The organism is Oceanobacillus sp. E9 (genome assembly GCF_001741975.1).
Taxonomy (GTDB): Bacteria; Bacillota; Bacilli; order Bacillales; family Amphibacillaceae; genus Oceanobacillus; species Oceanobacillus kimchii.
Map to the genome: position 1 here is coordinate 368420 of NZ_LSNA01000008.1, position 23160 is coordinate 391579.

The following is a 23160-nucleotide window of genomic DNA, read 5'->3' on the forward strand; positions in this document are numbered from 1 at the left end:
AATATGTTATCCACCTAGGGGCTGATATTTCTTATGTTCTTTTCAAGTACCCGTTAATTGAATTTTATTTTTAACAATGAAATAATAAAGATAATACCTATTGACTTACTAAGTATTTAAGGAGGTTTTAAGTAATGAATAATTTACTCGATCTAAATACAACAGATAAACGCATACAATTATTAAAAAATACCGTTGCATCATTTAATGAACGAGCACAAAAACATGATAAAGACGTATCTTTTCCATTTGAAAACTTTAAGGATTTACAATCGATTGGTTATCCTAGTTTGACAATACCAAAAGAATACGGAGGGGCCGGGATATCTTTAGATGAATTACTGACATATCAAGAAATCATTGCAAATGCAGATGGTTCCACCGCTTTATCAATAGGGTGGCATATGGGGATTATGAAATATCTTGGCGAAAATAAAATATGGAAAGAAGAAATGTATTCCGCTGTAGCAAATGATGTTATTCAGAACGGAGCTCTACTCAACAATGCAGCGACAGAACCAGCTACTGGAAGCCCTACACGGGGCGGAAAACCAGAAACGCACGCGATTAAACAAGGTAATAAGTGGATAATTAATGGCAGAAAAACATTCACAACACTATCTCCAATTCTTACTTACTTTGTTGTAAGTGCAACCATTGATGAGACAGGAGAAGTCGGCAATTTCTTAATCAAACGGGATAAACAGGGCGTGAAAGTAGAAGAGACGTGGGATTCTATTGCGATGCGTGGCAGTGGGAGTCATGATCTGGTATTAAAGAATGTTCACCTAGATGAGAAAGATTTAGTTGAGATGCTATCAAGTAAGAAAAGAAAACCAGCTGGTTGGTTACTTCACATACCCGCTTGTTATCTAGGAATTGCTCAAGCAGCACAAAAAGAAGCTATACAATTCGCAATGAATTATTCACCAAATAGTATTGAAGGAACTATTTCTGATTTACCTAATGTAAAACAAAAGATGGGTGACCTTGAATTGTTATTAATGGAATCTAAACATTTCCTTCATTCCATTGCACAACAATGGGATAATGGCGATGAAAATATTCGTGTTGCGATGGGACCTGAACTTGGTGCAGCAAAACTATCGGTTACTAATAAGGCTGTGCAAGCCGTTGATCTAGCCATGCGAATTGTTGGAGCAAAAAGCTTATCTGAGAAAAACAATTTACAACGCTACTATCGTGACGTTCGAGCGGGATTACACAATCCTCCGATGGATGATATGACAATTATACAGTTAGCTGATAGATCGATGAAAAAGAATAACTAATTACTATGTAACCTCCTTTTTCATAAAGTTCGTTCTTTGGACTTTTTATGACAAAAAATATATACAAATGAATAAGTTTTGAAAACCCGCTTCAGAGATATACTCCGCTTTCCGTGGGCGGCTGGTGAGCCTCCGGATACACCGCATTCCAGGGTCTCACCTATGCCTCACTCCCACAGGACAAGGAAGACATCGACAGCATTGCATCGCACGCAGAAAATCGATTTTTGATTTTTAAGGAGTCTCCGTATATTTCTTGCGCTAGTTGTAGCTATCATACGTTTTTTATCAAAGCGTCTAGATATAACCCAACCCCTTTACGTTCTATTTATATAATCTCGTCAATCAATCCATATTCTTTTGCTTCCTTTGCAGTCAAAAAGTAATCACGATCGGTATCTTTTCTTACCTTCTCCACGGATTGCCCCGTGCGTTCAGCAATTATTTGATTGATTTTTTCTCTTAATTTAATTATCCGCTTCGCAGAAATATCAATTTCTGTTGCCTGGCCACGCGCACCTCCAAGCGGTTGATGGAGCATGATCTCACTATTGGGGAGTGCAAAACGTTTTCCCTTGGCTCCAGCCAATAACAACATAGCTCCAAACGACGCCGCCATTCCCGTACATATAGTTCGAACATCTGGTTTTATATATTGCATCGTATCAAAAATCGCAAAGCCAGCAGAAGTCGAACCGCCAGGACTATTTATATAAAGAGAGATATCTTTGTCTGCATCTTCTGCTGCTAAAAACAATAGCTGAGCTACAATACTATTTGCCATCTGATCATTTATTTCATCACTTACCATTATAATTCGATCTTTTAACAGTCTGGAAAAAATATCGTAGGATCTCTCCCCACGATTCGATTGTTCAATCACATAAGGTACTGTATTCATCGTTTTCCTCCTTATATCAGCTTTTATTAAGCTGCCATTGAGAGAGCGCAACAAGGAGAAGTAGATGATTTTACAGAAAGCATCGTAACTTGATGATTTTCTTTAAACAGTGTTGGAATCCATTTTATTAAAAGATAAGGATCATCTGCTTTAATAACCCCTACCACCAATGTGATAAAATCTTTGGCATGTTTTTCCTTAATTGAATCTTCACAGAAAACATCAGTCATATCAAATTCACTTATATGTTTTCTACATCGATATAATAAAGCTTTTATTGCAACTTCTGAAGACCCACAGATATCCGCTATTTCCAAGTTCTTAAAGTTAAAAACTTCTTTTAATAAGAAAACAGACAGTTGTTTTTCAGTCAATTTAGTAAGTAACATCCTTACTAATGCTTCAGCTTCTCCATGTTTTTCTTCATGGATCTGTTCATGCTCAAACTGTGGTATGGGAGCAGTTCGTTGTCTACGCATTTTGTCTATCCAGTTATTATGAGCAATTTTTTTAAGCAAACCTATATTCCACAAATGTGAATCGTTATATTTTGCTAACGCATTAACTATCGTATCCTGGAGTAGTTCTTCTCCATCCCATTTATTTTGAGATAAGAAAAAACAATAATATGAAAGTTGCTGATACATCTTTAAAAAATCTTGTTTTTCTTCACGAAAACTTGTGCTAGGCCTAGCGCACATATTCATCACTCCTTTTACGCTTCTCATCAATATAAACGATTAATGATAGAAAAAAGATATGTGTAACGAAAAATTTTTCAATTTTATTGATTAATGTATGCGTTTTTCATAAAATATTACAACTTCTTTAAAAACCATGAGAAACTTTATATTTATTTTGACTGGTTCTATCGTGTATTGGCTGAGAAGTTTTCATTTAAAGCTGATAATTTTCCAAAACCTCTTTTAAAACCAGAACATGATTATGCTCTTTATCTTTCGCTGCATAAAGCAAAATTAGATTTTGATTTTCCTGTATTTCTTTTAAATTTAATAATTTATTTATCTTTGATTGATTTTCAAGTAGTTCTTTTTTATATTCCTTTTTAAATTGATTAAATTTTTCCGGTTCATGATTGAACCATTTTCTTAGAGTTGGACTAGGGGTAATATCTTTCGCCCAGTCATCTAAATTAGCGGTTACTTTTGATATTCCTCTAGGCCACACTCGATCAACTAAAACTCTATAACCGTCGAATTGAGAATGTTCATAAATTCTTTGTAAGACAATCGGCATATTATTCCCCTCCTCCATCAATCATTCTTTTCTATTCCCATTAGTGCTAGTAATTCTTCTTCATTCTTAATTAAATCCTCAAGTGTATATTCTTCTAACACCTTAAAGAAAGCTACCAATGCTTTATTAATCACATGTTTGAGTGTACATCCAGGAGAAATAACACAATGGTTTGTCCCTTTATCAAAGCACTCCAATAAAACAAAACCATTCTCTAACTGTCGAATTAAATGTCCTATATTTATCTCTGAAGCGGGTTTTGCTAGCTTAATCCCACCATTTCTCCCACGAATCGTGACAACTAATTCTTTTTTCGTTAACTCATGTACAACTTTCCTCAGGTGCTCTTGTGATATCTGATATACTTCAGCTATTTCCTTAATATTCGCAAGCTCTTGATCCGATTTTAAACCAGTAAAAATCAATACTCGCAATGCATAGTCGGTATATTTTTTTAAATTCATCTTACACACCTACTCGAATAGATCTTTCACATTATTGTAACACAAGGTTTATTAGACTTATTGTAATAGCAATTTAAACATATAAAATAAAAGATGTATAGAAAATACATCTTTTATTTAGGAGTGATTTCATGTTAAATACAACCGTACCTTTAGACAAAAGAACGACAGAAATTATTAAAACCACCGTACCAGTATTAAAAGAACATGGAGAAACCATAACAAAACATTTTTATAAGCTACTTTTAGAAAACAATCCAGAACTAAGAAATGTCTTTAATCAAACAAATCAACGGAAAGGATCCCAATCTAAAGCACTAGCAAATACGGTATATGCTGCTGCAGCTAACATTGAGAAATTGGAAGAAATATTACCACATGTAAAACAAATTGCACATAAACATACAAGTTTAAATATTAAACCAGAACAATATCCGATTGTTGGTAAATACTTGCTGATAGCGATTAAAGAAGTATTAGGGGATGCAGCTACCGACGAAATTATAGAAGCATGGGAAAAAGCTTATTTTGTTATCGCCGACATCTTTATTTCAGTAGAGAAAGAGATGTACAACGAAAAGAAGAACAAGATTGGTGGGTGGACCGGTTTTCGTGATTTTATGATTATAAAAAAAGTGAAAGAAAGTAAAGACATTACTTCCTTTTATTTAAAACCTGTTGATAATTTACCAATCTCTACCTTCAAACCTGGTCAATATATTACGATAAAAGCTCAGATAGAAAATGAATTATATGATCATCTACGACAATATAGTTTATCAACTGCACCAGGTAATAATTTTTATCGTATTAGTGTAAAACGAGAAGCTTCAAGTCATCCGTTTGGGATTGTATCTAATTATCTACATGATTCTGTGGAGGAGGGATCTGTTTTACCAATTAGTGCACCTGCAGGTGATTTTGTTTTAGATGAACGTGATCACCGTCCACTAGTTTTAATTAGTGGTGGCGTTGGTTTAACTCCAATCATGAGCATGTTAGAATCCGTTGTAGAACTTCAGCCAAATAGAAATGTTATATTCATTCAAGCTGCCAAATCTATCGATCATCAAGCCATGAGAGAAAGAGTATCTGAAATAGCAAATTCTTATGAACAAGTGAAGCAATATGTTGTATTTAGTACCCCCAAGAATGGTACAGATGGAGATAAACAAGGGTATATCGATTGTGACTGGTTAGAAGAAGTGATACCTACAAAAAATGCTGCCTTTTATTTGTGCGGACCTAAGCCTTTCATGAGTGCAATAAACCATGACCTACAAATTATGGATGTCTCCGATAAAGATATTCACATGGAATTATTTGGCCCTCTCGAACCTATTGCGAAGTAAAGATAAAAAAGGATTGACAGTCAGAGTGTCAATCCTTTTTATCCCTTCCTGAGCAGGACAAACATAAAAGTGTGTTATTGTCTTGTAAAACTCCTTCTAAAAAACCACCAGAACAATAAACGTTGCCTCCACATATCTTACATTTGCCAACAACTTCTTTATTCATTAAATACTCACCTCTTTATGGCTATTAGAAAATGGCTTTCACAAAACGTGTATATCCTCCGTTCCTCCATATGTCAATCCTATATGTTACATTATTGAATGTCATCACATCATTAACCAGCCAGTGCTTGGATAATCACTGTAAGCCACGTAATGGTTCAGCTTCTTGCTCATTCTTTTCTTTCGGCCAAATAAAGATTGTTAAATAGCCTATTAGAGAAGAAAAAATAAACAAGAATGAATAACCTATCGCTTCACTTATTGTTCCTGCAATAATCGAACCAATCACTTGCCCTAAAGCTAATAATAAAAATGGCACACCTAAACCAAACGATGCGTTAGTAATAAAAGTATTTGTTCCCCATACTATCAGTAATCCTGTTACAAATATATAAGAACTTCCAAATAGGATGGGAGAAATAATCCCGCTCAGAGTATTTGTTGGAAATAACCCTAATAATAAAGAAGCGGTGGATAACAAAACAATTGTTATAACATACGCTTTGGTTAATCCAATTTTGGAAACAAAGTAACCAGCCATACCACCAGCGAGTCCAGATAGTCCAATAAGAACCCAGAATAAATCGCCTAATAACGTTGGTAATTGTTCAATCCCAATAATATAATCACGTGAAAAAGTCCAATATGCGGCACTAGAGATACCTAAAAGAATAGAAGCACTGATTAATCCAATAGCATTTTTCCACTCCTTTTTGTAAGGAAAAAATGATAATGGTGATGCCTCTTTTTTAGAAATATTTTTACGTGGAAGACTAAAATAATTAAGTAGTAGAACTACGAAAGCTACGATTGCGAAAATAATGTAAACCTGTCTCCAATCATTCGTCATTGTGAGTGCGATCATACCTGTAAACGCAGTTCCAATACTTGTACCTGAATTTATCCAGGAGTTTGTTTGATCTTTTTTATCTGGATTGATTTTAGTACTAACAATATCTGCATAAGGCGGCGAAGCTAATCCAGTGCTTAAACCAGCGATAAATACTCCCATACCCAATAACAAAGAATTAGTCGAACCAGCGATCAACCCTAATCCGGTGATAGAAAAAAGACCAGCTATCATAATAATATTTTTGGAACCAATCTTAACTGCAAAAATCATCGCCATGATAATGGCAATACAATAAGCAAAGTACGATAGTGATGAAATAACCCCCGAGACACTTTGACTAATTGATAATGATTCACGAATATAAGGAAGCATCAAACCAAAACTGAATCTTGATAAACCATACGTTACTGCTATCATCGGCAATCCAGCCATTATTAATGTCCTTGATTTCATTGTGCATCCTCCTTTTTAGATAGAACGTTCATTATATTAAAGTTTTAAAATAAAGAAAATAGATCAACATCTATTTTCCAATCAACTTCGATACAACCTTTTTTGTTTCTCTTCTGGTCACTTCCGTACCTAAAATTTGAAACATGGAAGTCGCACCTTCTAAGATAAGTGTGATTTGCATGCTGGCAGAATAGTTATCTTCCATATTTAAACTAGCCAGGTCTTGACTAATTTTATCAATTAATTTCTGCTTATACTCAACACTTAATGAAGTAATATCTTCATTAATTCCTTCGTACTCTTGTTTTGCTCGTAAAAATAAACAACCATTAAAACCATCCTTTACAAGCCAGTCAACATGAAAATCAATTAATGATTCTATATAGGCTTCTACATCTGTTTGCCCTGATGTATGAGACTTTAACAAATCAAAATAAATTTTCTCTCTACGCTTCAATACTTCTGTAATTAATTCTTCTTTCGAATCGAAATGATTATACATTGTCATTGTCGCCACATTAGCTTCGTTTAAAATTTGCTTAATGCCAATCGTATGAAATCCTTGTTTGTAAAAAAGAGCTTCCGCTGCATCCAATAAATCTTCTCTTTTCTTTGATTTCTTCATGCTTACTCTCCTTAGATAGAACGTTCATTATATTTAAAGGCTAACATAGATTATTTTCTCATACAATTAAAAATTTAAGCTTGACTGTATATCCTCTGGTCCCCAGTATGCTTTCATATCAATAATAAATCCGTCATCATTAAATGTCATCACATCAATACAGCGAATAACCGATTCTTTACCTTCTATTTCAACGTAAATGTTAAATGCCATCGCCGCTGAATTACTATGTGATCCACGTATCGGTGCAGCTAATTCCAATCTTTTAACCGACGGAACAGATTGTTGAAAGAATGATGCAATGGATGCTATTCCTTTTAAAGGATCACTCCCAACAGGATCTTCTACACGTGCATCTTCTGCAAATAACGAAATTACTTTTTCTGAATCCCCTTCATTAAATCCATCTAAATAATTTTGCAGGTTTGCTTTCATTTCTTGCTCTCTTGGCATGTAAAATCACCGCTCCTTTCCTTTTCTAATCATATTTACTTATTTGTTGATTCCTAAACTCTTTTCATAAATAAGACCCTGTCTTGTCCGTGTCCATCATAATTAGAAACAACTTCAATTCCCTCTACTTCTTTATCTCCTTCTTCAATATTAAATCCCATCTGTTTATGAAAAGCTATAGACCCTTTATTGACCGGAGATGTTACCGAGCGGACAATGTTTCTTCCTTTCTGTTGAATCACCTTAAAAAAAGTATTATATAATTTTTTCGCTACCTGCTGGTTACGATAATCGGGATGTACACCAACAAAATGAATATATGCCGTATTTTTCTTACTTTGTGATAAGAATCCAATTAAAAACCCTACTACTGCTTCTTCATCATTTTCCACTATAAAGCTCGTATCATTAAAATGATTAAAAAATAATTTAGGTAACATATCTGACATTTCCCTACCTCCCCACCACTCATTTACTAATGGGGATATAGTATAATAATCTGAACTTTGGATGTGTCTTATTTGCAAATATTTTTCTCCTTTCCCGTATTCTCATGAGAAATTATATAATCTATTATTAAATCCGTCTTTCAATTCCGATAAGGAGGGGTGCAGTTGAATAATATTGTTTTGATATGTTTTCTTTTTATCCTCTATTTAACTTATACATGAAGTAAAATTATAAAAAGCAAAGAAACTACTAAACAAAACCTGCTTCAAGGATACACTGTATGAACCGTTGCTCTCTTATGTGTATTTGCTGGATGCAGTCAACTTCTATGTTAGATTAACCATTCAAAAAGGTCGTAACCGTATATCATTATCTCTCATTTCTATTGCCTCTTATTCTAGTGATAATGCAACTTTTAATATATCTTCGTAAATAGCATTCCAATTATGATGATATAGCCACGCTGTTTCAGATCAATCATTAATAACTTTCCATCTTGAAAACATAATCCATGTACACTTGTAATTAGATGAAGTGATGGTAGCACCCTACTCGGCACTCATGTTAACTTTATTTTAGAATCTCCCCAGTTTACGTAAGTTGGTCTCAAGCAGCCTTTCCTCCTGCCCAAAAAATTCTTGATTTTAAAAGGGCTGGGCAATCTAGCCCAGCCTTTTCTCTTTACTTATACCAATACATCTTCTATCTTCTTTAAAATTTCATAGGCACCTTCTGATTTATTCGAACACACTACAATCGTTGACGACGTAGCAGGATAGTGTACAAAACGAAAATTAACTCCTGGGTCATATCCCATCAAAATATGCTTTATTGTTTTGTTTTCCATTACTTGCATATAACCAGCATAGCCATAGTAAATATCGTCATCAACATGTATTCTTCGCTTTAAGAATTGGTCTGTCATATCTTCTGATAAAAGTAGGTTGTTCATTAGCGCATCCCAGAATAATGCCATATCTCTAGCTGTTACATATGCACCACCATCAGAAGCTGATTTGACTGGAAGAGAATATATATTTGTCTTCCAATCCCCGTTCGGCTTTTCAATATAACCGAAAGCAGTTCGTTCCGGTAAACCATCCATTTCAAAGTACCCGGAGTCTTCCATTCCTGCCTTTTGGAATATATACTTCTGGATATAATCACCAAATACATATCCAGAAACTTTCTCGACAATTAATCCTAGCAGAATATAACCAGCATTATTGTATGAAAAAGAGCTTCCTACTTCCGCCTTCATCTTCATATTTTTAAATAATGGCAAGAAGTCCTTTAGACTTCTTATATGATACATTGGTATGGATACCCACAGTTCTTCATAATCGTCCATCTCATCTTCATCGAAATAATCCGGAACGCCTGAAGTGTGGGTTAATAAATGATGTACAGTGATATTCTCATCAAAATACGGAAAATCAACATCTAAACATTGATTTAATGTAGTGTCAAAAGATAATTTCCCTGCGTCAATTAATTGGCAAATGGCAATAGATGTAAAGATTTTACATCCTGAAGCAATACCATAACGAGTATTGGTTTGATTTTTAATTCTTTCCGCACGATTGGAATAACCGTAACTTTTCGTTGTTATTCCTTCAGAACTTTTCACATGAATAGTACCTGAAAATTGAATATCATTAGCTACTTTATCAACATATTGAATCAGTTTACTCATCTTATATCCTCCTAAATGTCCTTTGATATTTTTTTGATAATGTACGGTAAGGATCATTTAGTTAGACTGTTCACACTAAAAATCTACGCATCGAGATCTCCCCCCTCTTTAGCAGTAAGAATACCACATTTTTCATTTTTCTGAAATAACCAACTAATCAAGGAATTACATGTTGAAAAAATTATTGCGATTACTTTTGGATACGGAGACCATTACCATAATTCCTAGTACGAAAAAACAGATAGAACTTACTAATCCTATAGAGCGAATAGCTATTATATCCGCAAAGAATCCCACTAAGATTGTTAGTCCAATGATAAATATTGCTTCTATGATGTTAAATACACTTCCAAAACGTCCCATTATAATTACAGGAACATGATTCTGATAGAATGTTAAGTAACCAGTGTTCGCAAAAGTTACTGAAAACCCAATAATAACTACTCCGAAAACGGCCGTTACAAATCCTTGAGAGCTATAAAAAACCACATACCCTAACGCAGTAAATATAGTTCCAAAAGCAATTAAATAATTGATTTTAAATCGACTTGCACAGATCGTATTCATTATAGACCCCGCTATAATACCAACTCCAAACAAACTTAGTAAAAATCCATAACTGGTGTCTGATATTAATAAAACACCTTTCGCAAAAGATGCTTCTAATGAATCTATCGCTGCCATAAAAATAGTCGTACCACAGAAAAATAAATATATTTTTGCTACCAACAAATGCTTTTTACTATAATCCAGCACTACCTTAATATCCATACGAATTATATTGAAATTAAAGTCTTGATTCTTAGCTTTATATGTCGTCACATTTGGCAAGAAAAAAATAATAACAGCAGAACAAAACATTGCAAGAGCATTTACATAAATAGCTGTAGGCGGTGTTCCTAACCAAAACAAACCTCCTGCAATAACTGGTCCAATCATTGCTCCACAAGAGTTAATAAAACTTCTTAGGGCATTAAATCGTTGTCTATCTTTCTTGGGAATTAACTTCGTCATATAAACCATAGAAGCAGGTTCAAATATCGACGTTCCCATATTAATTATAAATGCAACAACATATACCAATGGTAATGATGGAATTAGTGGAATCAGAGCAATACACACCCCTCGAAATAGATCAAGACTAATCATAAGTTTTCTTGTATTTACTCGATCAATCATGCTACCTGACCAAAAATTTGAACAGATTGTAGCCAGTGGTATTAAAATGTACAAAATTGCTACTGCAAAAGGAGAACCCGTTTCATTTAATATTATTAAATTTAATGCGATTAAATACACCCATCCTCCAATGTTAGATATACCAATACCACTTAATAACAAAAGCGGGTATTTCCAGTTAAACAATCACACCACTTCCTTTTTATTTGAATCAAAAATTAGGAAAACAAATAAAAAACTCACCCCCAAAACAAATTGTTTTGAGGGCGAGATTAATCGCGGTGCCACCTCTGTTTGTCTTTACATCACTGTATAGACCTCTTCAAGTACAGCAATAATAATTGCGATACTCTATCTCTATAACGGGAGAACCCGTTGCACTATCATGAAAAAAATCTCTTTCAATCCAATACACAGCTCCAAGCCTTGATTCAGCATCTTCCCGCACGCTCCTTCACAGCTTACCGGAGTTCTCTGTAGATTGTTCAGATGCTTACTCTTCTCTTCATCGCATTTGTATAAATTTTCATTATTCTACCTTGTTTATTTAAAAAAGTAAATACCAAACCTATTTCCGTTCATCTTTCACATGATACGTGTCCAAATGATGAAACTCTATTAATTCTCCACCAGCCTGAACAACAAGCAAGTCTTCACCATATATTTGTTTATTACCATAGTATGGAAAAACTTTCAATGTGATTTCATATGCTTCTCCAACTTCGCCGAGTTGTTTAATCTTTAATATCTCTGCTTCATCGACGGACCACTCTAAATCTTCCGGCGCATTTTTATCATCTTTGTATATGGTAGTAATCGCTTCGTCAATTGGTTCTATGAGACTAATGATAAGTGCATACTCGAGAGTCTTAGTAAAATCCGTATCCGCTTCATTAATCGGCTTTGCAAAAGCAGATGGAACACTTATACATAAACTGAGGATACACGTTAAAACAAGAATTCTTTTCATTGAAAAAATCACCTCTGTTTAGCGTTTGTAACTAGAATGATCTTATGCAATATATATTTAGCACAAAAACGTTATGCGAAAAAATTTTAAAGTGATAATCCAGTCCATGTCCAATACGTATAATAGAATATCAACATAGAAATAAAATAAACAGGCATTAGTATCATGCTTAACTTCAATAAATCTCGAGCTTCAAAGTTCATGTCCTCCTGTTCAAAATAAACAAGCAATGCTTTGGAGCTTATTGGAAAAGTCACACAATAATTCATCCCAATCAAACATAAAAACAAAACTGCAGTAGAATTTAAGTCTAACGAGGTACTTAACATAAGAAATCCAGGTAGAAATACAATGGCTCTTGTCGTATGAGAGGTCACATATAAATGACTCGTAATGGAAATAAGTAAGATTACGCAAAGTATTCCCCAATGACTGAATCCTGAATACTTTAAAATGTATTGAAAGATATGTTCCTCAACCCATCCAACAACCCCCGTTTCCACTAGGTTAATCCCTAATGCAGTTGCTGCCGATACAAATATAATTAAATTCCAAGATACCGCCCTTATCCCTTGTTTCCACGAAATCAGACCATACTTAGGAGTCATCAAAACAATTGCCCCCAAAATGGTGACAAATCCAATTTCATATCCATGTACTGCCTCTGTTAACCAAAGAAGAACAAGTATGCCGATGATTACTAAGGTTTGCGACTCTTTTTTTGTCATTACCTTTTTCTCATGGTCAACTGAATCATTAACCACTTCCATGGATACAGGGTTAGAACCTTGCCGTACAAAATATAGTTTTATTACCAAATAAGTAATAAAACTGATAAACAAGGCAAATGGTAACCCCCAAATTAGCCAATTAAAAAAGGAAATCGAACCCCCTGTTGTTTGGTTTAAAAGTTCTATTCCTATAAGATGTGACCCCGCTCCAATGATAGTAGCTGAAGTTGTCATCAAAATAATGATGGGGACAAACAAAGCTAGTGTTTGCTTCTGTTTCTCATCCTTGATTCGTCTACCCAATTCCTTAACAACAGGCAACGTTAACGCAGCCCTCCCAGATGTAGAAGGTATAAAAATAGCCAACGGAAAAAGTGCTATCATGACATAAAATAAAAGCCCATTATAACTTGTAGAGCGGTGAAGGATTGAGTTCATCATTCGATCAGCTAATCCAGAACGTTTCACTGCTTCACCTATAATAAATGCCCCAATCATTAACCAGACTATTTCAAGTGAAAATGATTCATATAATAAGCTTGGGCTAGCTCCTTTTAATAGAATGATAAATAATAATGATCCAAGTGCTACATACCCAGCAGGAAGCTTCGTAACCACCCATAATACCATCGCAATAATAAAAATAATAAGTGTAATTTTCGCCTCATAATCTAACGATCTAGTAAATGCTATTGCTACAAATAAAATGATGAATATACTGTAAAGAAATACAGAACGATAAGACATCTCATTAAAATATTTAGTGATCGGAGATATTCTCGTATTTCTTCTTTCTATTCGAGTATCGCCTATCATATTACATCCCGCTTATATTTACGTTGCGCGATGTTATATCCTATTTGTATTTGTCTTATCGCTGCTTCTGCACTATCCGCAATCCAAATAGCTGCTTCTTCCATTGCACTTTCTAATGAAGTCGGCTTTTGGATAATACTCGTATATGCGTCAATTCCACTTGTATAATTAATACTTGCTCCTTCACCAATGGTACCGGTAATAGCAATCACCGGAACTCCTGCTAGTTTGGCAATTCTTGAAACTTCCGATGGTATCTTTCCATTAGGCGTTTGGCCATCTAAACATCCTTCCGCTGTTAAAACCAAATCAGCATCCTGAATATGCTCTTCAAGCTGAATATATTGCATGATGATATCATATCGAGGATGGAGCACAGCATTTGTGAAGGCAAGCAATCCTGCTCCCAGTCCACCCGAAGCTCCACTTCCTGGTACAAACCTAACATCAACACCCTTTGCTTCCTGAATCAAAGATGCATAGTGTTCTAATCCATGACTTAAAATCTCTACTTCTCCAGGAGTAGCTCCCTTTTGAGGAGCAAATACACGGGCGACTCCTTTTGCTCCACAAAGAATATTATGCCAATTACAAGCAACATCAATTCTCACATTACAAACTCTTTCATCTAGATGAGAAAGATCAATATGTGAGACTTGGCTTAAGTCGCCGCCTCCGCGAATATCCAATAACTGATGACGCTGATCGAGAAATTGAACCCCTAACGCTTGAGCCATACCAGCTCCCCCATCGGATGTTCCCGAATCACCGCATCCAATAATAATTTGATCGACATTTTCATCTAAAGCAGCTGCTATTAGTTCACCCACACCAAATGTAGTCGTTTTCAAAGGATTGCGCATGGATCGAGGAACTAACCTTAACCCTGCAACAGCGGCCATTTCTATAACAGCCTTCTTTACTCCTTTCTCTTCATATACTCCAAAATGGCTCATTATCTGTCCACCTACTGGTCCAGTGACTCTCTTGTAAATAAGTTCTCCTTTTTTAATATTGATAATTGTTTCCGCAAAACCTTCCCCACCATCAATCATTGGAATGACAACTGTTTTTACATTTCGATCAAACCGACGGATTCCCATATCCATTGAACTAGCAACTTCTTCTGCATTTAAGCACTCTTTAAATCCGGATGGTATAATTACAATTTTCATAAGATAGCCTCCAATATCATCTTTATAAGTTATAAATAACATTTTAATTGTGATTAATGAGATAGCTATTAGGGCTTTCTTAGAAATAGATTAGAATATGGTTAATTTTGGAAATTGGGGAATTAAAATTACTGCTGCTGGATTTTAGTGTAAATTAAATGGTGTGAAAAATAGAAGTAGTAACAACACATTAGTCAATCTTATAGAAAGCATAAACTCCATTTTTATCAGATAATAATAAATGAGGTTCAATAATGTGTGAATCTTTATAGTTGTACGTTACATGCACACGATGAGGAATCACGACACGCTTTCAATTTATGAATCTATAATGTTTTATCAACAATAAATATTCAAACACAAATCATTATTAACAATGACCAAAATATAATCTGTCTAATAAACTGACGTTCTTTAGGAGAATTATCGTTATTAAACCAATGAGGCTGAAATATATCTGGAGTTTCACCACGATTTAATATCTAAAATAGTAAATGAGAAAATAAAAATAATCCTATCGGCAAAATTAAAAAATGGGCTAGTTTTTGATTTCTTGTTAATGACATGTTGATCCTTCCTTATTATTTGAGGACCCTCCATGTATATATGTGTAAACTATTAAACTAACACTACATAATGCGAATAACTATTTAGGTAAGTTCTACTAAAAAATAAAATCTAACTTTTATTAAACTTGAATAAACCTGCTTGAATCAAAATTCAAGCAGGTTTATATATAATTTTATATTTATACGCCAGAATAAGCCATAAATCCTCCGTCAACAGGTACTGTTATTCCCGTTACAAATCCAGATGTATTATCATCAGCGAGCCAAAGTAAAGTGCCCAATAAATCTTCCGGATTCCCAAACCGACGTTGTGGTGTATGATTAATGATTTTTTCTGCACGGTTAGATAAAGAACCATCTTCATTTAGTAAAAGATTTCTATTTTGATTGGTCAAAAAGAACCCAGGAGCAATCGCATTAACTCTAATACCCACTTCCGCGAAATGAACAGATAACCATTTAGTAAGATTATCTATACCTGCTTTAGCAGCACTATATGCTGGAACTTTTGTCATTGGTGCAGGTGCCGCCATGGATGAAATATTGATAACATTCCCTCCGCGTGTAGCCATATTCTGTGCAAATACTTGTGTAGGAATAAGTGACCCGACTAAATTCAGCTGAAACACATGGTCAAATCCATTTAATTGCAAATCAAAGAAAGATTTTACAGTATTGTCATCGATGTCTCCTGCTTCAAACTTCTCCTTGTCTGTAATAGCATCTGGATGATTTCCTCCAGCTCCATTTATTAATAAATCACATTCTCCTAATTCTTTTTTTACTATCTTATAAGCTTCCTTTACATGCTTTTCCTTTAATACATCGCAACCAACTGCTATTGCTATACCGCCATGTCCTATGATTTCTTCAGCAACCTTTTCTCCATTCTCAACATTACGATTTAAAATAGCGATTTTCATACCCTGACGTGCAAGTTCTTTTGCCATTGCTTGACATAATACTCCGCTACCACCAGTAATAACTGCTACTTTTCCAACTAGTCCTTCATAAATTGGTAACAATATCATTCACTCCTTTCTTGCTTCACTAATTCATAAGCATCCCATAATCCCCAAAGATGCATTACACCTAAAGCACGATCATATAATCCATAACCAGGACGACATTCTTCGTTCCATAAATGTCTTCCATGATCCGGACGAATATATCCTTTAAATTCAGTGTCATGATACGCTTTTACAATTTCGTCAATTGGAACGGATCCATCTTTCGTTCGATGAGATGTTTCTATAAAGTCACCATTATCATAGATTCTCACATTACGAACATGGGCAAAAGCAATCCGATTATGAAATCTTCGTATAATACCTGGGATATCATTATTAGGATTTGCACCTAAAGATCCACTACATAAAGTTAGACAATGAGATGGGCTATCTGAAATTGCTAGATATCTTTCAACAGCTCGTTCATTCGTAATAATTCGGGGTAGATTGAACACTGGCCATGGCGGATCATCAGGATGAATAGCCAATTTGATATCCTCCTCTTCTGCTACAGGCAACACCTCATTTAAAAAATATTCTAAGTTTATCCACAATTGTTCTTCATCTACTTCTTCATAAGCTTTAAATGAATTTTTAATAGTTTTTAAACGTTCAGGTTCCCAGCCAGGCATTGTATAACCTGAATTGGTTATTTGCTTAATCAACTCAGTCGGATCCATTTGATTCACTTTTGATGTTTCGTAAAACAATGCCGTTGAACCATCCTCTAATTCTTTGTAAAGGTCGGTACGCGTCCAATCAAAAACAGGCATAAAGTTAAAACAAATAACTTTCGCTCCTACAGCTGCAACATGTCGAATACTTTCCTTATAGTTATCTATATACTGATCTCTTGATTCCTTTCCTAATTTAATATCCTCATGAACGTTAATACTTTCCACAACGTCCAAGTGAAAGCCATACTTATCTGCTTGCTTTTTCACTTCCAATACTTCTTCTAACGGCCATACTTCTCCTGCTGAACGATGATGCAATGCCCATACCAAACCTTCTACACCAGGAATTTGCTTAATATGTTTTAATGAAACAGAGTCATTATTCTCACCATACCATCTAAATGTCATTCGCATTCTTCAATCACTCCTAAAACTAAAATGTTAGTACTATTTTTCTAACTTCATCTGGATGGTTTTCTAATAAATCAAACGCACCTTTTATTTGCTCCATTGGATATTGATGAGAAATTATTTTACTTGGATCTAACTTTCTTTCATTAACTTTATCGATTACATTTTTAAACTGATGTGACTGTAGTCTTGATCCAACAACTTTTAATTCTTTTTTCGTTAATAACAGAGACGGTATTGAAGATGGTTCTTCATTAAAACCTAATGTAACTACTGTCCCCGCTATTGAAGTAAGTTCAACTGCTTGTTGAAAAGTCTCAGGTAATCCTACGGCATCGATTACAACATTTGCTAGCTCTCCATCTGTTAATCTATCTATCTCCGATGCTACATTAACTTTTTTAGGCTGTATGGTAACATCTGCACCAATAGAATCTGCATAATCTAATCTTGTTTGATTGAAGTCAGAGATGAATACTGTAGCACCTCGTTCTTTTGCTAATAACAGACAAGCAATACCTGTAGGACCAGCGCCAATAATAAAAACTTTCTCTCCTTCACGCACTTCTCCTCTATACGTTGCTTGCGCTCCAATTGTTAAAGGTTCAATTAAAGCCGCCGCTTCTTCAGAAACATGACTAGAGACTTTATGCCAATTCTTTTCTTCAGCTTTAAGCCATTCACTCATCCCTCCATCTCGATGAACACCAAAAACCTCTAATGATTTGCATACATTAGGTTGACCTTTTCTACATGCATAACATTCTCCACAGTAGATAATAGGTTCTAACGCTACTAAATCACCTTTTTTTATACTAACAACTTTGTTTCCAACTTCTTCCACTACACCAGATACTTCATGACCAATTACTCTTGGATATTTGGTAAATGGGTTAGTTCCATGGTAGATGTGAACATCTGAACCACATATACCAACTCTTTTCACTTTTACAATGACGTCATAGTCATCTTTTATAGTAGGTTTATTCATTTCTACAATTTCTAATTTCCCTGGTTTCTCAACCTGTATTGCTTTCATTACTTTCCACATCCTTTATTCAAATAGACTCGGTAGGTACAAAGATAGAGAAGGTACAAAGGCTACAACAAGGAGCACAAAAATTGCGATACCAAAAAAAGGCAGTAGTTCTCTTATCGTTTTGGTAATTGGAACTTCCGCGAATGTTGATGCTACAAATAAACAAACACCCACAGGCGGAGTTGATAAACCTATCATTAAGGATAATACCATCACCACGCCAAAGTGAATTGGATCCATTCCTATACTTTCTGCAACTGGCAACAATACAGGGAATAGAATAACTAATGCTGCTATTGTTTCCATAAACATTCCAACCATAAGGAGCAACAATATAATTAATAAAGTTACAAAGATTGGATTTTCTGAAACAGAAAGGATTCCATCTGCAATTAGAAGTGGCACACCTTCACTTACTAAAATCCAACCAAAAGTATTTGCAAATCCTACAAGTAATAAAATGGAAGCTGTTGATCTTAACGTTGTAAGCAAAATAGCAGGTACTTGTTTTAAGTCCAGTTCTTTATAAACAAATTTCCCTACAATAAATGCATATACCACACAAACTACCGCTGCTTCTGTTGGGGTAAAATATCCTCCAAGAATCCCCCAAAGAATAATAACTACCATTAATAGCGCCCAAAACGCTCCCATAAAGGTTTTACCAACTACAGCGATTGTCTGTCTTTCACCTTTAGGATATTGACGGTTTACAGAAATAATATATGTAACTAGTAAAAATCCTAATGCTAATAATACCCCTGGGATTGCACCTGCTAAAAATAAATCACCAATAGAAATACTGGCTAAAGTTCCAATAATAATCATTGGTAAAGATGGGGGTAGCATCGGTCCCACAGTTGATGATATTGAAGTTACTGCTGCTGAGAACCCAGCACCATACCCCTGTTTTTTCATCGCTGGAATCATTACAGATCCTATACTTGCTGTATCAGATAAAGCTGTTCCAGATATTCCTGCAAATCCTAGAGAAGAAGCTACGTTTGTTAAGCCTAAGCCACCTCTTATATGACCCACTACTGCGTTCGCAAAGTCAATAATACGGTTTGTAATCCCACCAGCATTCATCAAATTACCTGCCAAAATGAATGCTGGAATCGCAAGCATGACAAAAGAATCTAAGCCCGCAAATAAGGTTTGTGGAATAACGGTTAACGGTACTCCTGCAATTAATAGATAAACCAATGAAGATAATACTAAACTAAATGCAATTGGCACACCGGTAACAATGAGTATTAAGAACAGACCAAAAAGCAATAAAGCCATCATAATTGTTCCTCCTCACTCTCTTGACTTTCAATACTAAATTGATCGATGATGTACACTACAGAGTAAACAATTAATAAAACCGCTAATAGCGGAATTGCTGCATAGGTATACGCCATAGAAAACCCTAAAGTAGGAGCATAAAAATCTATACCCAATGTCACTAAATTGAATCCATAGATGAATAACACCACTGAAAACAGCAAAATTAAAACAGCGATTACGCTCTCATAAATTCTTCGAACATGCTTCGGCAAGAATTCTATAAGCATATCTACTTTTATAAATTCTTGTTTCCTTAAAGCAAGTGGTGCTGCTATTACAATAGAATAGACAAATAGATACCGAGAAAGCTCTTCAGTCCATATAAAATCATACGGAAAATAACGACTTAAGATCTGAATAATAACAACTAACAATAAAGCGGCAAATAATAACATTGCTATTATTCCGAGAATTTTATCTATTTTTCTCATTACATTCATTATTGATTACCTCCGTTTTCATCGGCAACATCTAATATGTCCTGGTAAAGCTCTAATTGTTCCTCTTTAAAATATTCTTTTAACGCTGGTAACATTGCTTCACGAAATGCATCTGTATCAACATCTTCATTAATTTGCATACCAGCATCAATTAATCTTTGTCGGACTTCTTCTGTCTCTTGTTCTAATAAATCTTGTGCATACTTCTCTGCTTCTGCAGCAGCTTCTTTGACTGCTTCTTGTTGATTCTCAGGTAGCGCTTTCAATTGTTCCGTACCTACTACCACATAAATCCAAGAACGAACATGCTCTGTTAAATTTAAATAATCTTGCACTTCATAAAATCCATTACTTTCAATTAAGTCATTGGGATTTTCTTGACCATCAATAACTCCCTGTTGCAATCCAGTAAATACTTCACTTAAACTCATTACTTGTGGTTGAGCACCAGCTTCTGACCACGAATCTAAAAATAACGGTACGTTTGGAACCCGCATACTAAATCCTCGCAAATCATCCGGTGTTGAGATGGGATAGTTTGAAGTCAAGTTTCGTGGAGCACGTTCCATATAAAATAAAGGAGTCAGACCAATATCACGCTTAATATCGTTTTCGATTTTCTCCCCAATGTCACCTTCAATGACCTCCCTCATATGATTATTGCTTTCAAAAGCATATGGTACCGCTAACATAACAGCATTCGGTGTCCATACCTCTAAAGTTTCCCCCGTAATGGTTAAATCCGTAGCACCGTAACGAATCGAATTAATATTATCTACTTCACTGCCAAGCTGGCTATTAGGAAATAACTCAATTATTACCTTTCCATTGGTTTTTTCCTCTACAAGATTTGCAAATTCAACTGCTGTACGATGCCATAAATGGCTTGAATCGGAAATATGGGTCATTTTCCAATGTGTAACGTCCTCTTCCTTCGCAGAACTTTGATTTGTTGAACAACCGTTTAAGAAAAGGAAAGTAAGTAAAACAAATAATACTAACTTTTTGATCATCATTGCCAACCCCTTGTTATCATTTTATTTAATAAAAATAATCAGGATAATTCGCTTTTAGCTCCTCTTGATCATAGATTAAGAGTGATAAATGCTCACGCATTATATCTTCAGCCAAATCTGGTTTATTTGATTTAACAGCATTCAGCATCGCCTCATGTTGATCAACTAGCTTTCTCCAATTTAATTTCAATTCTATACTTAATTTCCTAAGTCTGTTGGAATGTGTATCCATCTTTTGAACAACATTCCACACACGATGTTTATCCGTCCCTTCTGCAAATATACGATGAAACTCTTTATCTAAAATGTACAGGGTGTTTTCATCATCACTGTCTCTTGCTTCCTTCTGCTCACTCAAATTTGATTGGAGTTTTTCTATATAACTCTCATTTAGCACTTCACAAGCTAATCGAATAATCCCTACTTCTGCTTGCTCACGTAAAAAACGAGCTTCCTCTACATGGTCTAAATCAATAAGTGCAACAAACGAACCTCTTTGCGGTAAAACAGTTAATAATTCATCTTGAGTTAACCTTAAGAAAGCTTCTCTAACAGGTGTACGACTAACTTCTAATTCTTCAGCAATTTCTTTCTCTGAGATAGCTTTACCAGGTGGCATTTCTAGGTTCATGATAGATTCTCGCATTGTATCATATACAAAATCTCTTGTTGAATTTTTAAATTTCGTCCTGTTTAACATATAATTCACTCCTTTCTGAAAATAATTCTACCATACTACCATACAAGTATGCTAGTATTAATTTAAGCGTTTTCAAAAGAAAGGAGTGTATTTAATATGATTCTTAAAGATGAGTTAACACAAATGACCAAAAAAGTATTCGAAAAATATGGCATTGAAGAAGAGATCGCTAATATCATTACTGACGTACTTGTTCACGCTAACCTCAGAGGGGTTGATTCACATGGCGTATTAAGAGTAGAACACTATATTAAACGAATTAAAGAAGGCGGAATCAATCCTAAGCCGGTATTGCAAGAAACAGACACATCCCCGTCCACTAGCATTTTAGATGGTGATAATGGGTTTGGACATTATATTTCCAAAGAAGCAATGAACATAGCAATTAAAAAAGCTAAACAAACAGGGACTGGTGCAGTTGCAGTACAGAACAGTAGTCACTGTGGGGCGTTATCGTATTTCGTTCAACAAGCTGCAAAGAATAACTTGATTGGTATAGCTATGACCCATACGGATAAAGTAGTTGTTCCATTTGGTGGGGCAGAACCATTCTTTGGTACAAATCCAATCGCCTTCGGTTTTCCGGCAAATAAAGAAGAAGCAATAATTTTAGATTTCGCTACAAGCACTGTTGCATTAGGGAAAATATTAAATGCCAAAGAAAAAGGAGAGAAAATTCCTCATGGTTGGGGGGTAGACAACAATGGAGAAGCTACAATAGATCCTAATGAAGTTGTAGCATTGTCACCATTCGGAGGTCCAAAAGGATATGGCTTAGCAATGGTAGTAGAAATATTCTCTTCTATGCTTACAGGAGCTGCTTTTGGACCACATATATCTAAAATGTATGGAGATTATGATAAAAACAGGGAACTTGGACACTTCTTCATGGCAATTGACCCATCTAAATTTGTATCAATTGAAGTATTCACAACAAGACTCGACGCTATGATTCAAGAATTACGTAACACAACTCCTAGCACTCATGTAGAAAGAGTATTTATTCCAGGAGAGATAGAAAATATAACAGCTAAAAAGAGAGAAACAGAAGGGATTCCATTACCAAAATCAGTATATACCTATATTAAAAACGAATCAGAAAATTATTAGACACAAAAAATCGCTTGAAGCTTA

General features: G+C 35.0%; 23 protein-coding genes and 1 other annotated feature. Of the genes, 3 read left to right on the forward strand and 20 right to left on the reverse strand.

From position 1 onward, the window contains the following. The first annotated feature begins 134 nt into the window (after nucleotides 1-134). Nucleotides 135-1292, forward strand: a complete 1158-nt coding sequence (locus AQ616_RS15555; protein WP_069686191.1) for an acyl-CoA dehydrogenase family protein — start codon at nucleotides 135-137, stop codon at nucleotides 1290-1292. A gap of 328 nt (nucleotides 1293-1620) precedes the next feature. Here AQ616_RS15555 and clpP read toward each other — a convergent pair whose 3' ends face one another. The 4 genes from clpP to nsrR form a co-directional block, all read right to left on the reverse strand. Continuing rightward, a complete protein-coding gene (gene clpP, locus AQ616_RS15560; protein WP_017795338.1) occupies nucleotides 1621-2193 on the reverse strand; it encodes an ATP-dependent Clp endopeptidase proteolytic subunit ClpP in 573 nt (190 codons plus the stop codon). 26 nt (nucleotides 2194-2219) lie between these two features. Then, nucleotides 2220-2894: a sigma factor-like helix-turn-helix DNA-binding protein gene (locus AQ616_RS15565; protein WP_069686192.1), complete on the reverse strand. Its 675-nt coding sequence runs from the start codon at nucleotides 2892-2894 to the stop codon at nucleotides 2220-2222. Nucleotides 2895-3090: 196 nt separating this feature from the next. Further along, entirely contained in the window at nucleotides 3091-3450 is a 360-nt protein-coding gene (locus AQ616_RS15570) for a DUF488 domain-containing protein (RefSeq protein WP_069686193.1), read from the reverse strand. 17 nt (nucleotides 3451-3467) lie between these two features. Further along, nucleotides 3468-3914, reverse strand: a complete 447-nt coding sequence (nsrR, locus tag AQ616_RS15575; protein ID WP_069686194.1) for a nitric oxide-sensing transcriptional repressor NsrR — start codon at nucleotides 3912-3914, stop codon at nucleotides 3468-3470. A 131-nt stretch (nucleotides 3915-4045) separates the two neighbouring features. Between nsrR and hmpA the strand changes: the two genes are divergently transcribed. Then, on the forward strand, nucleotides 4046-5266 hold the full coding sequence (gene hmpA / locus AQ616_RS15580) for an NO-inducible flavohemoprotein (protein ID WP_069686195.1): 1221 nt from the start codon (nucleotides 4046-4048) through the stop codon (nucleotides 5264-5266). A gap of 301 nt (nucleotides 5267-5567) precedes the next feature. Here the strand turns inward: hmpA and AQ616_RS15585 are convergent, their stop codons facing one another. From AQ616_RS15585 to AQ616_RS15660, 16 genes are all read right to left on the reverse strand, one after another. Then, nucleotides 5568-6737 (reverse strand): MFS transporter, encoded by a 1170-nt coding sequence (locus tag AQ616_RS15585; RefSeq protein WP_069686196.1) that lies wholly within the window; start codon nucleotides 6735-6737, stop codon nucleotides 5568-5570. A 70-nt stretch (nucleotides 6738-6807) separates the two neighbouring features. Beyond that, nucleotides 6808-7362 carry a TetR/AcrR family transcriptional regulator gene (locus AQ616_RS15590; RefSeq protein ID WP_017795331.1) on the reverse strand — a complete coding sequence of 185 codons (555 nt, stop codon included), beginning with the start codon at nucleotides 7360-7362 and terminating at the stop codon, nucleotides 6808-6810. A gap of 66 nt (nucleotides 7363-7428) precedes the next feature. Further along, on the reverse strand, nucleotides 7429-7815 hold the full coding sequence (locus tag AQ616_RS15595; RefSeq protein WP_069686197.1) for a steroid Delta-isomerase: 387 nt from the start codon (nucleotides 7813-7815) through the stop codon (nucleotides 7429-7431). Between the two features lie 53 nt (nucleotides 7816-7868). Then, nucleotides 7869-8342, reverse strand: a complete 474-nt coding sequence (locus tag AQ616_RS15600; protein WP_069686198.1) for a GNAT family N-acetyltransferase — start codon at nucleotides 8340-8342, stop codon at nucleotides 7869-7871. A gap of 608 nt (nucleotides 8343-8950) precedes the next feature. Then, nucleotides 8951-9961 (reverse strand): serine hydrolase domain-containing protein, encoded by a 1011-nt coding sequence (locus AQ616_RS15605; RefSeq protein WP_069686199.1) that lies wholly within the window; start codon nucleotides 9959-9961, stop codon nucleotides 8951-8953. Between the two features lie 165 nt (nucleotides 9962-10126). Further along, nucleotides 10127-11326: an MFS transporter gene (locus AQ616_RS15610; protein WP_069686200.1), complete on the reverse strand. Its 1200-nt coding sequence runs from the start codon at nucleotides 11324-11326 to the stop codon at nucleotides 10127-10129. A 73-nt stretch (nucleotides 11327-11399) separates the two neighbouring features. Then, nucleotides 11400-11658: a binding site (T-box leader), on the reverse strand. Nucleotides 11659-11708: 50 nt separating this feature from the next. Next, nucleotides 11709-12110, reverse strand: coding sequence for a DUF3888 domain-containing protein (locus AQ616_RS15615; RefSeq protein ID WP_017795326.1), 402 nt, complete (start codon nucleotides 12108-12110; stop codon nucleotides 11709-11711). Nucleotides 12111-12196: 86 nt separating this feature from the next. After that, nucleotides 12197-13657, reverse strand: coding sequence for an SLC13 family permease (locus tag AQ616_RS15620; RefSeq protein ID WP_069686201.1), 1461 nt, complete (start codon nucleotides 13655-13657; stop codon nucleotides 12197-12199). Then, entirely contained in the window at nucleotides 13654-14832 is a 1179-nt protein-coding gene (locus tag AQ616_RS15625) for a glycerate kinase family protein (RefSeq protein ID WP_069686202.1), read from the reverse strand. The genes AQ616_RS15620 and AQ616_RS15625 overlap by 4 nt, the downstream gene beginning before the upstream one ends. Before the next feature lie 748 nt (nucleotides 14833-15580). Next, a complete protein-coding gene (locus AQ616_RS15630; RefSeq protein WP_139136376.1) occupies nucleotides 15581-16432 on the reverse strand; it encodes an SDR family oxidoreductase in 852 nt (283 codons plus the stop codon). Beyond that, nucleotides 16429-17502 (reverse strand): mannonate dehydratase, encoded by a 1074-nt coding sequence (uxuA, locus tag AQ616_RS15635; RefSeq protein ID WP_017795321.1) that lies wholly within the window; start codon nucleotides 17500-17502, stop codon nucleotides 16429-16431. The genes AQ616_RS15630 and uxuA overlap by 4 nt, the downstream gene beginning before the upstream one ends. A 19-nt stretch (nucleotides 17503-17521) precedes the next feature. After that, nucleotides 17522-18538: a zinc-binding alcohol dehydrogenase family protein gene (locus AQ616_RS15640; protein WP_017795320.1), complete on the reverse strand. Its 1017-nt coding sequence runs from the start codon at nucleotides 18536-18538 to the stop codon at nucleotides 17522-17524. 15 nt (nucleotides 18539-18553) lie between these two features. Then, complete coding sequence (locus AQ616_RS15645; RefSeq protein ID WP_069686203.1) at nucleotides 18554-19828, reverse strand: TRAP transporter large permease; 1275 nt, start codon at nucleotides 19826-19828, stop codon at nucleotides 18554-18556. Beyond that, nucleotides 19825-20310 (reverse strand): TRAP transporter small permease, encoded by a 486-nt coding sequence (locus tag AQ616_RS15650; protein WP_017795318.1) that lies wholly within the window; start codon nucleotides 20308-20310, stop codon nucleotides 19825-19827. The genes AQ616_RS15645 and AQ616_RS15650 overlap by 4 nt, the downstream gene beginning before the upstream one ends. Beyond that, a complete protein-coding gene (locus tag AQ616_RS15655; protein ID WP_069686204.1) occupies nucleotides 20310-21323 on the reverse strand; it encodes a TRAP transporter substrate-binding protein in 1014 nt (337 codons plus the stop codon). The genes AQ616_RS15650 and AQ616_RS15655 overlap by 1 nt, the downstream gene beginning before the upstream one ends. A gap of 28 nt (nucleotides 21324-21351) precedes the next feature. Then, nucleotides 21352-22026 (reverse strand): GntR family transcriptional regulator, encoded by a 675-nt coding sequence (locus tag AQ616_RS15660; RefSeq protein WP_017795316.1) that lies wholly within the window; start codon nucleotides 22024-22026, stop codon nucleotides 21352-21354. A gap of 96 nt (nucleotides 22027-22122) precedes the next feature. Between AQ616_RS15660 and allD the strand changes: the two genes are divergently transcribed. Beyond that, nucleotides 22123-23136: an ureidoglycolate dehydrogenase gene (allD, locus tag AQ616_RS15665; protein ID WP_069686205.1), complete on the forward strand. Its 1014-nt coding sequence runs from the start codon at nucleotides 22123-22125 to the stop codon at nucleotides 23134-23136. Nucleotides 23137-23160: the final 24 nt, after the last annotated feature.

Coding starts and splice junctions, on each gene's coding strand:
- AQ616_RS15555 (WP_069686191.1), top strand. CDS start 135: ATGAATAATTTACTCGATCTAAATACAACAGATAAACGCATACAATTA.
- clpP (WP_017795338.1), bottom strand. CDS start 2,193: ATGAATACAGTACCTTATGTGATTGAACAATCGAATCGTGGGGAGAGA.
- AQ616_RS15565 (WP_069686192.1), bottom strand. CDS start 2,894: ATGTGCGCTAGGCCTAGCACAAGTTTTCGTGAAGAAAAACAAGATTTT.
- AQ616_RS15570 (WP_069686193.1), bottom strand. CDS start 3,450: ATGCCGATTGTCTTACAAAGAATTTATGAACATTCTCAATTCGACGGT.
- nsrR (WP_069686194.1), bottom strand. CDS start 3,914: ATGAATTTAAAAAAATATACCGACTATGCATTGCGAGTATTGATTTTT.
- hmpA (WP_069686195.1), top strand. CDS start 4,046: ATGTTAAATACAACCGTACCTTTAGACAAAAGAACGACAGAAATTATT.
- AQ616_RS15585 (WP_069686196.1), bottom strand. CDS start 6,737: ATGAAATCAAGGACATTAATAATGGCTGGATTGCCGATGATAGCAGTA.
- AQ616_RS15590 (WP_017795331.1), bottom strand. CDS start 7,362: ATGAAGAAATCAAAGAAAAGAGAAGATTTATTGGATGCAGCGGAAGCT.
- AQ616_RS15595 (WP_069686197.1), bottom strand. CDS start 7,815: ATGCCAAGAGAGCAAGAAATGAAAGCAAACCTGCAAAATTATTTAGAT.
- AQ616_RS15605 (WP_069686199.1), bottom strand. CDS start 9,961: ATGAGTAAACTGATTCAATATGTTGATAAAGTAGCTAATGATATTCAA.
- AQ616_RS15615 (WP_017795326.1), bottom strand. CDS start 12,110: ATGAAAAGAATTCTTGTTTTAACGTGTATCCTCAGTTTATGTATAAGT.
- AQ616_RS15620 (WP_069686201.1), bottom strand. CDS start 13,657: ATGATAGGCGATACTCGAATAGAAAGAAGAAATACGAGAATATCTCCG.
- AQ616_RS15625 (WP_069686202.1), bottom strand. CDS start 14,832: ATGAAAATTGTAATTATACCATCCGGATTTAAAGAGTGCTTAAATGCA.
- AQ616_RS15630 (WP_139136376.1), bottom strand. CDS start 16,432: ATGATATTGTTACCAATTTATGAAGGACTAGTTGGAAAAGTAGCAGTT.
- uxuA (WP_017795321.1), bottom strand. CDS start 17,502: ATGCGAATGACATTTAGATGGTATGGTGAGAATAATGACTCTGTTTCA.
- AQ616_RS15640 (WP_017795320.1), bottom strand. CDS start 18,538: ATGAAAGCAATACAGGTTGAGAAACCAGGGAAATTAGAAATTGTAGAA.
- AQ616_RS15645 (WP_069686203.1), bottom strand. CDS start 19,828: ATGATGGCTTTATTGCTTTTTGGTCTGTTCTTAATACTCATTGTTACC.
- AQ616_RS15650 (WP_017795318.1), bottom strand. CDS start 20,310: ATGAATGTAATGAGAAAAATAGATAAAATTCTCGGAATAATAGCAATG.
- AQ616_RS15655 (WP_069686204.1), bottom strand. CDS start 21,323: ATGATCAAAAAGTTAGTATTATTTGTTTTACTTACTTTCCTTTTCTTA.
- AQ616_RS15660 (WP_017795316.1), bottom strand. CDS start 22,026: ATGTTAAACAGGACGAAATTTAAAAATTCAACAAGAGATTTTGTATAT.
- allD (WP_069686205.1), top strand. CDS start 22,123: ATGATTCTTAAAGATGAGTTAACACAAATGACCAAAAAAGTATTCGAA.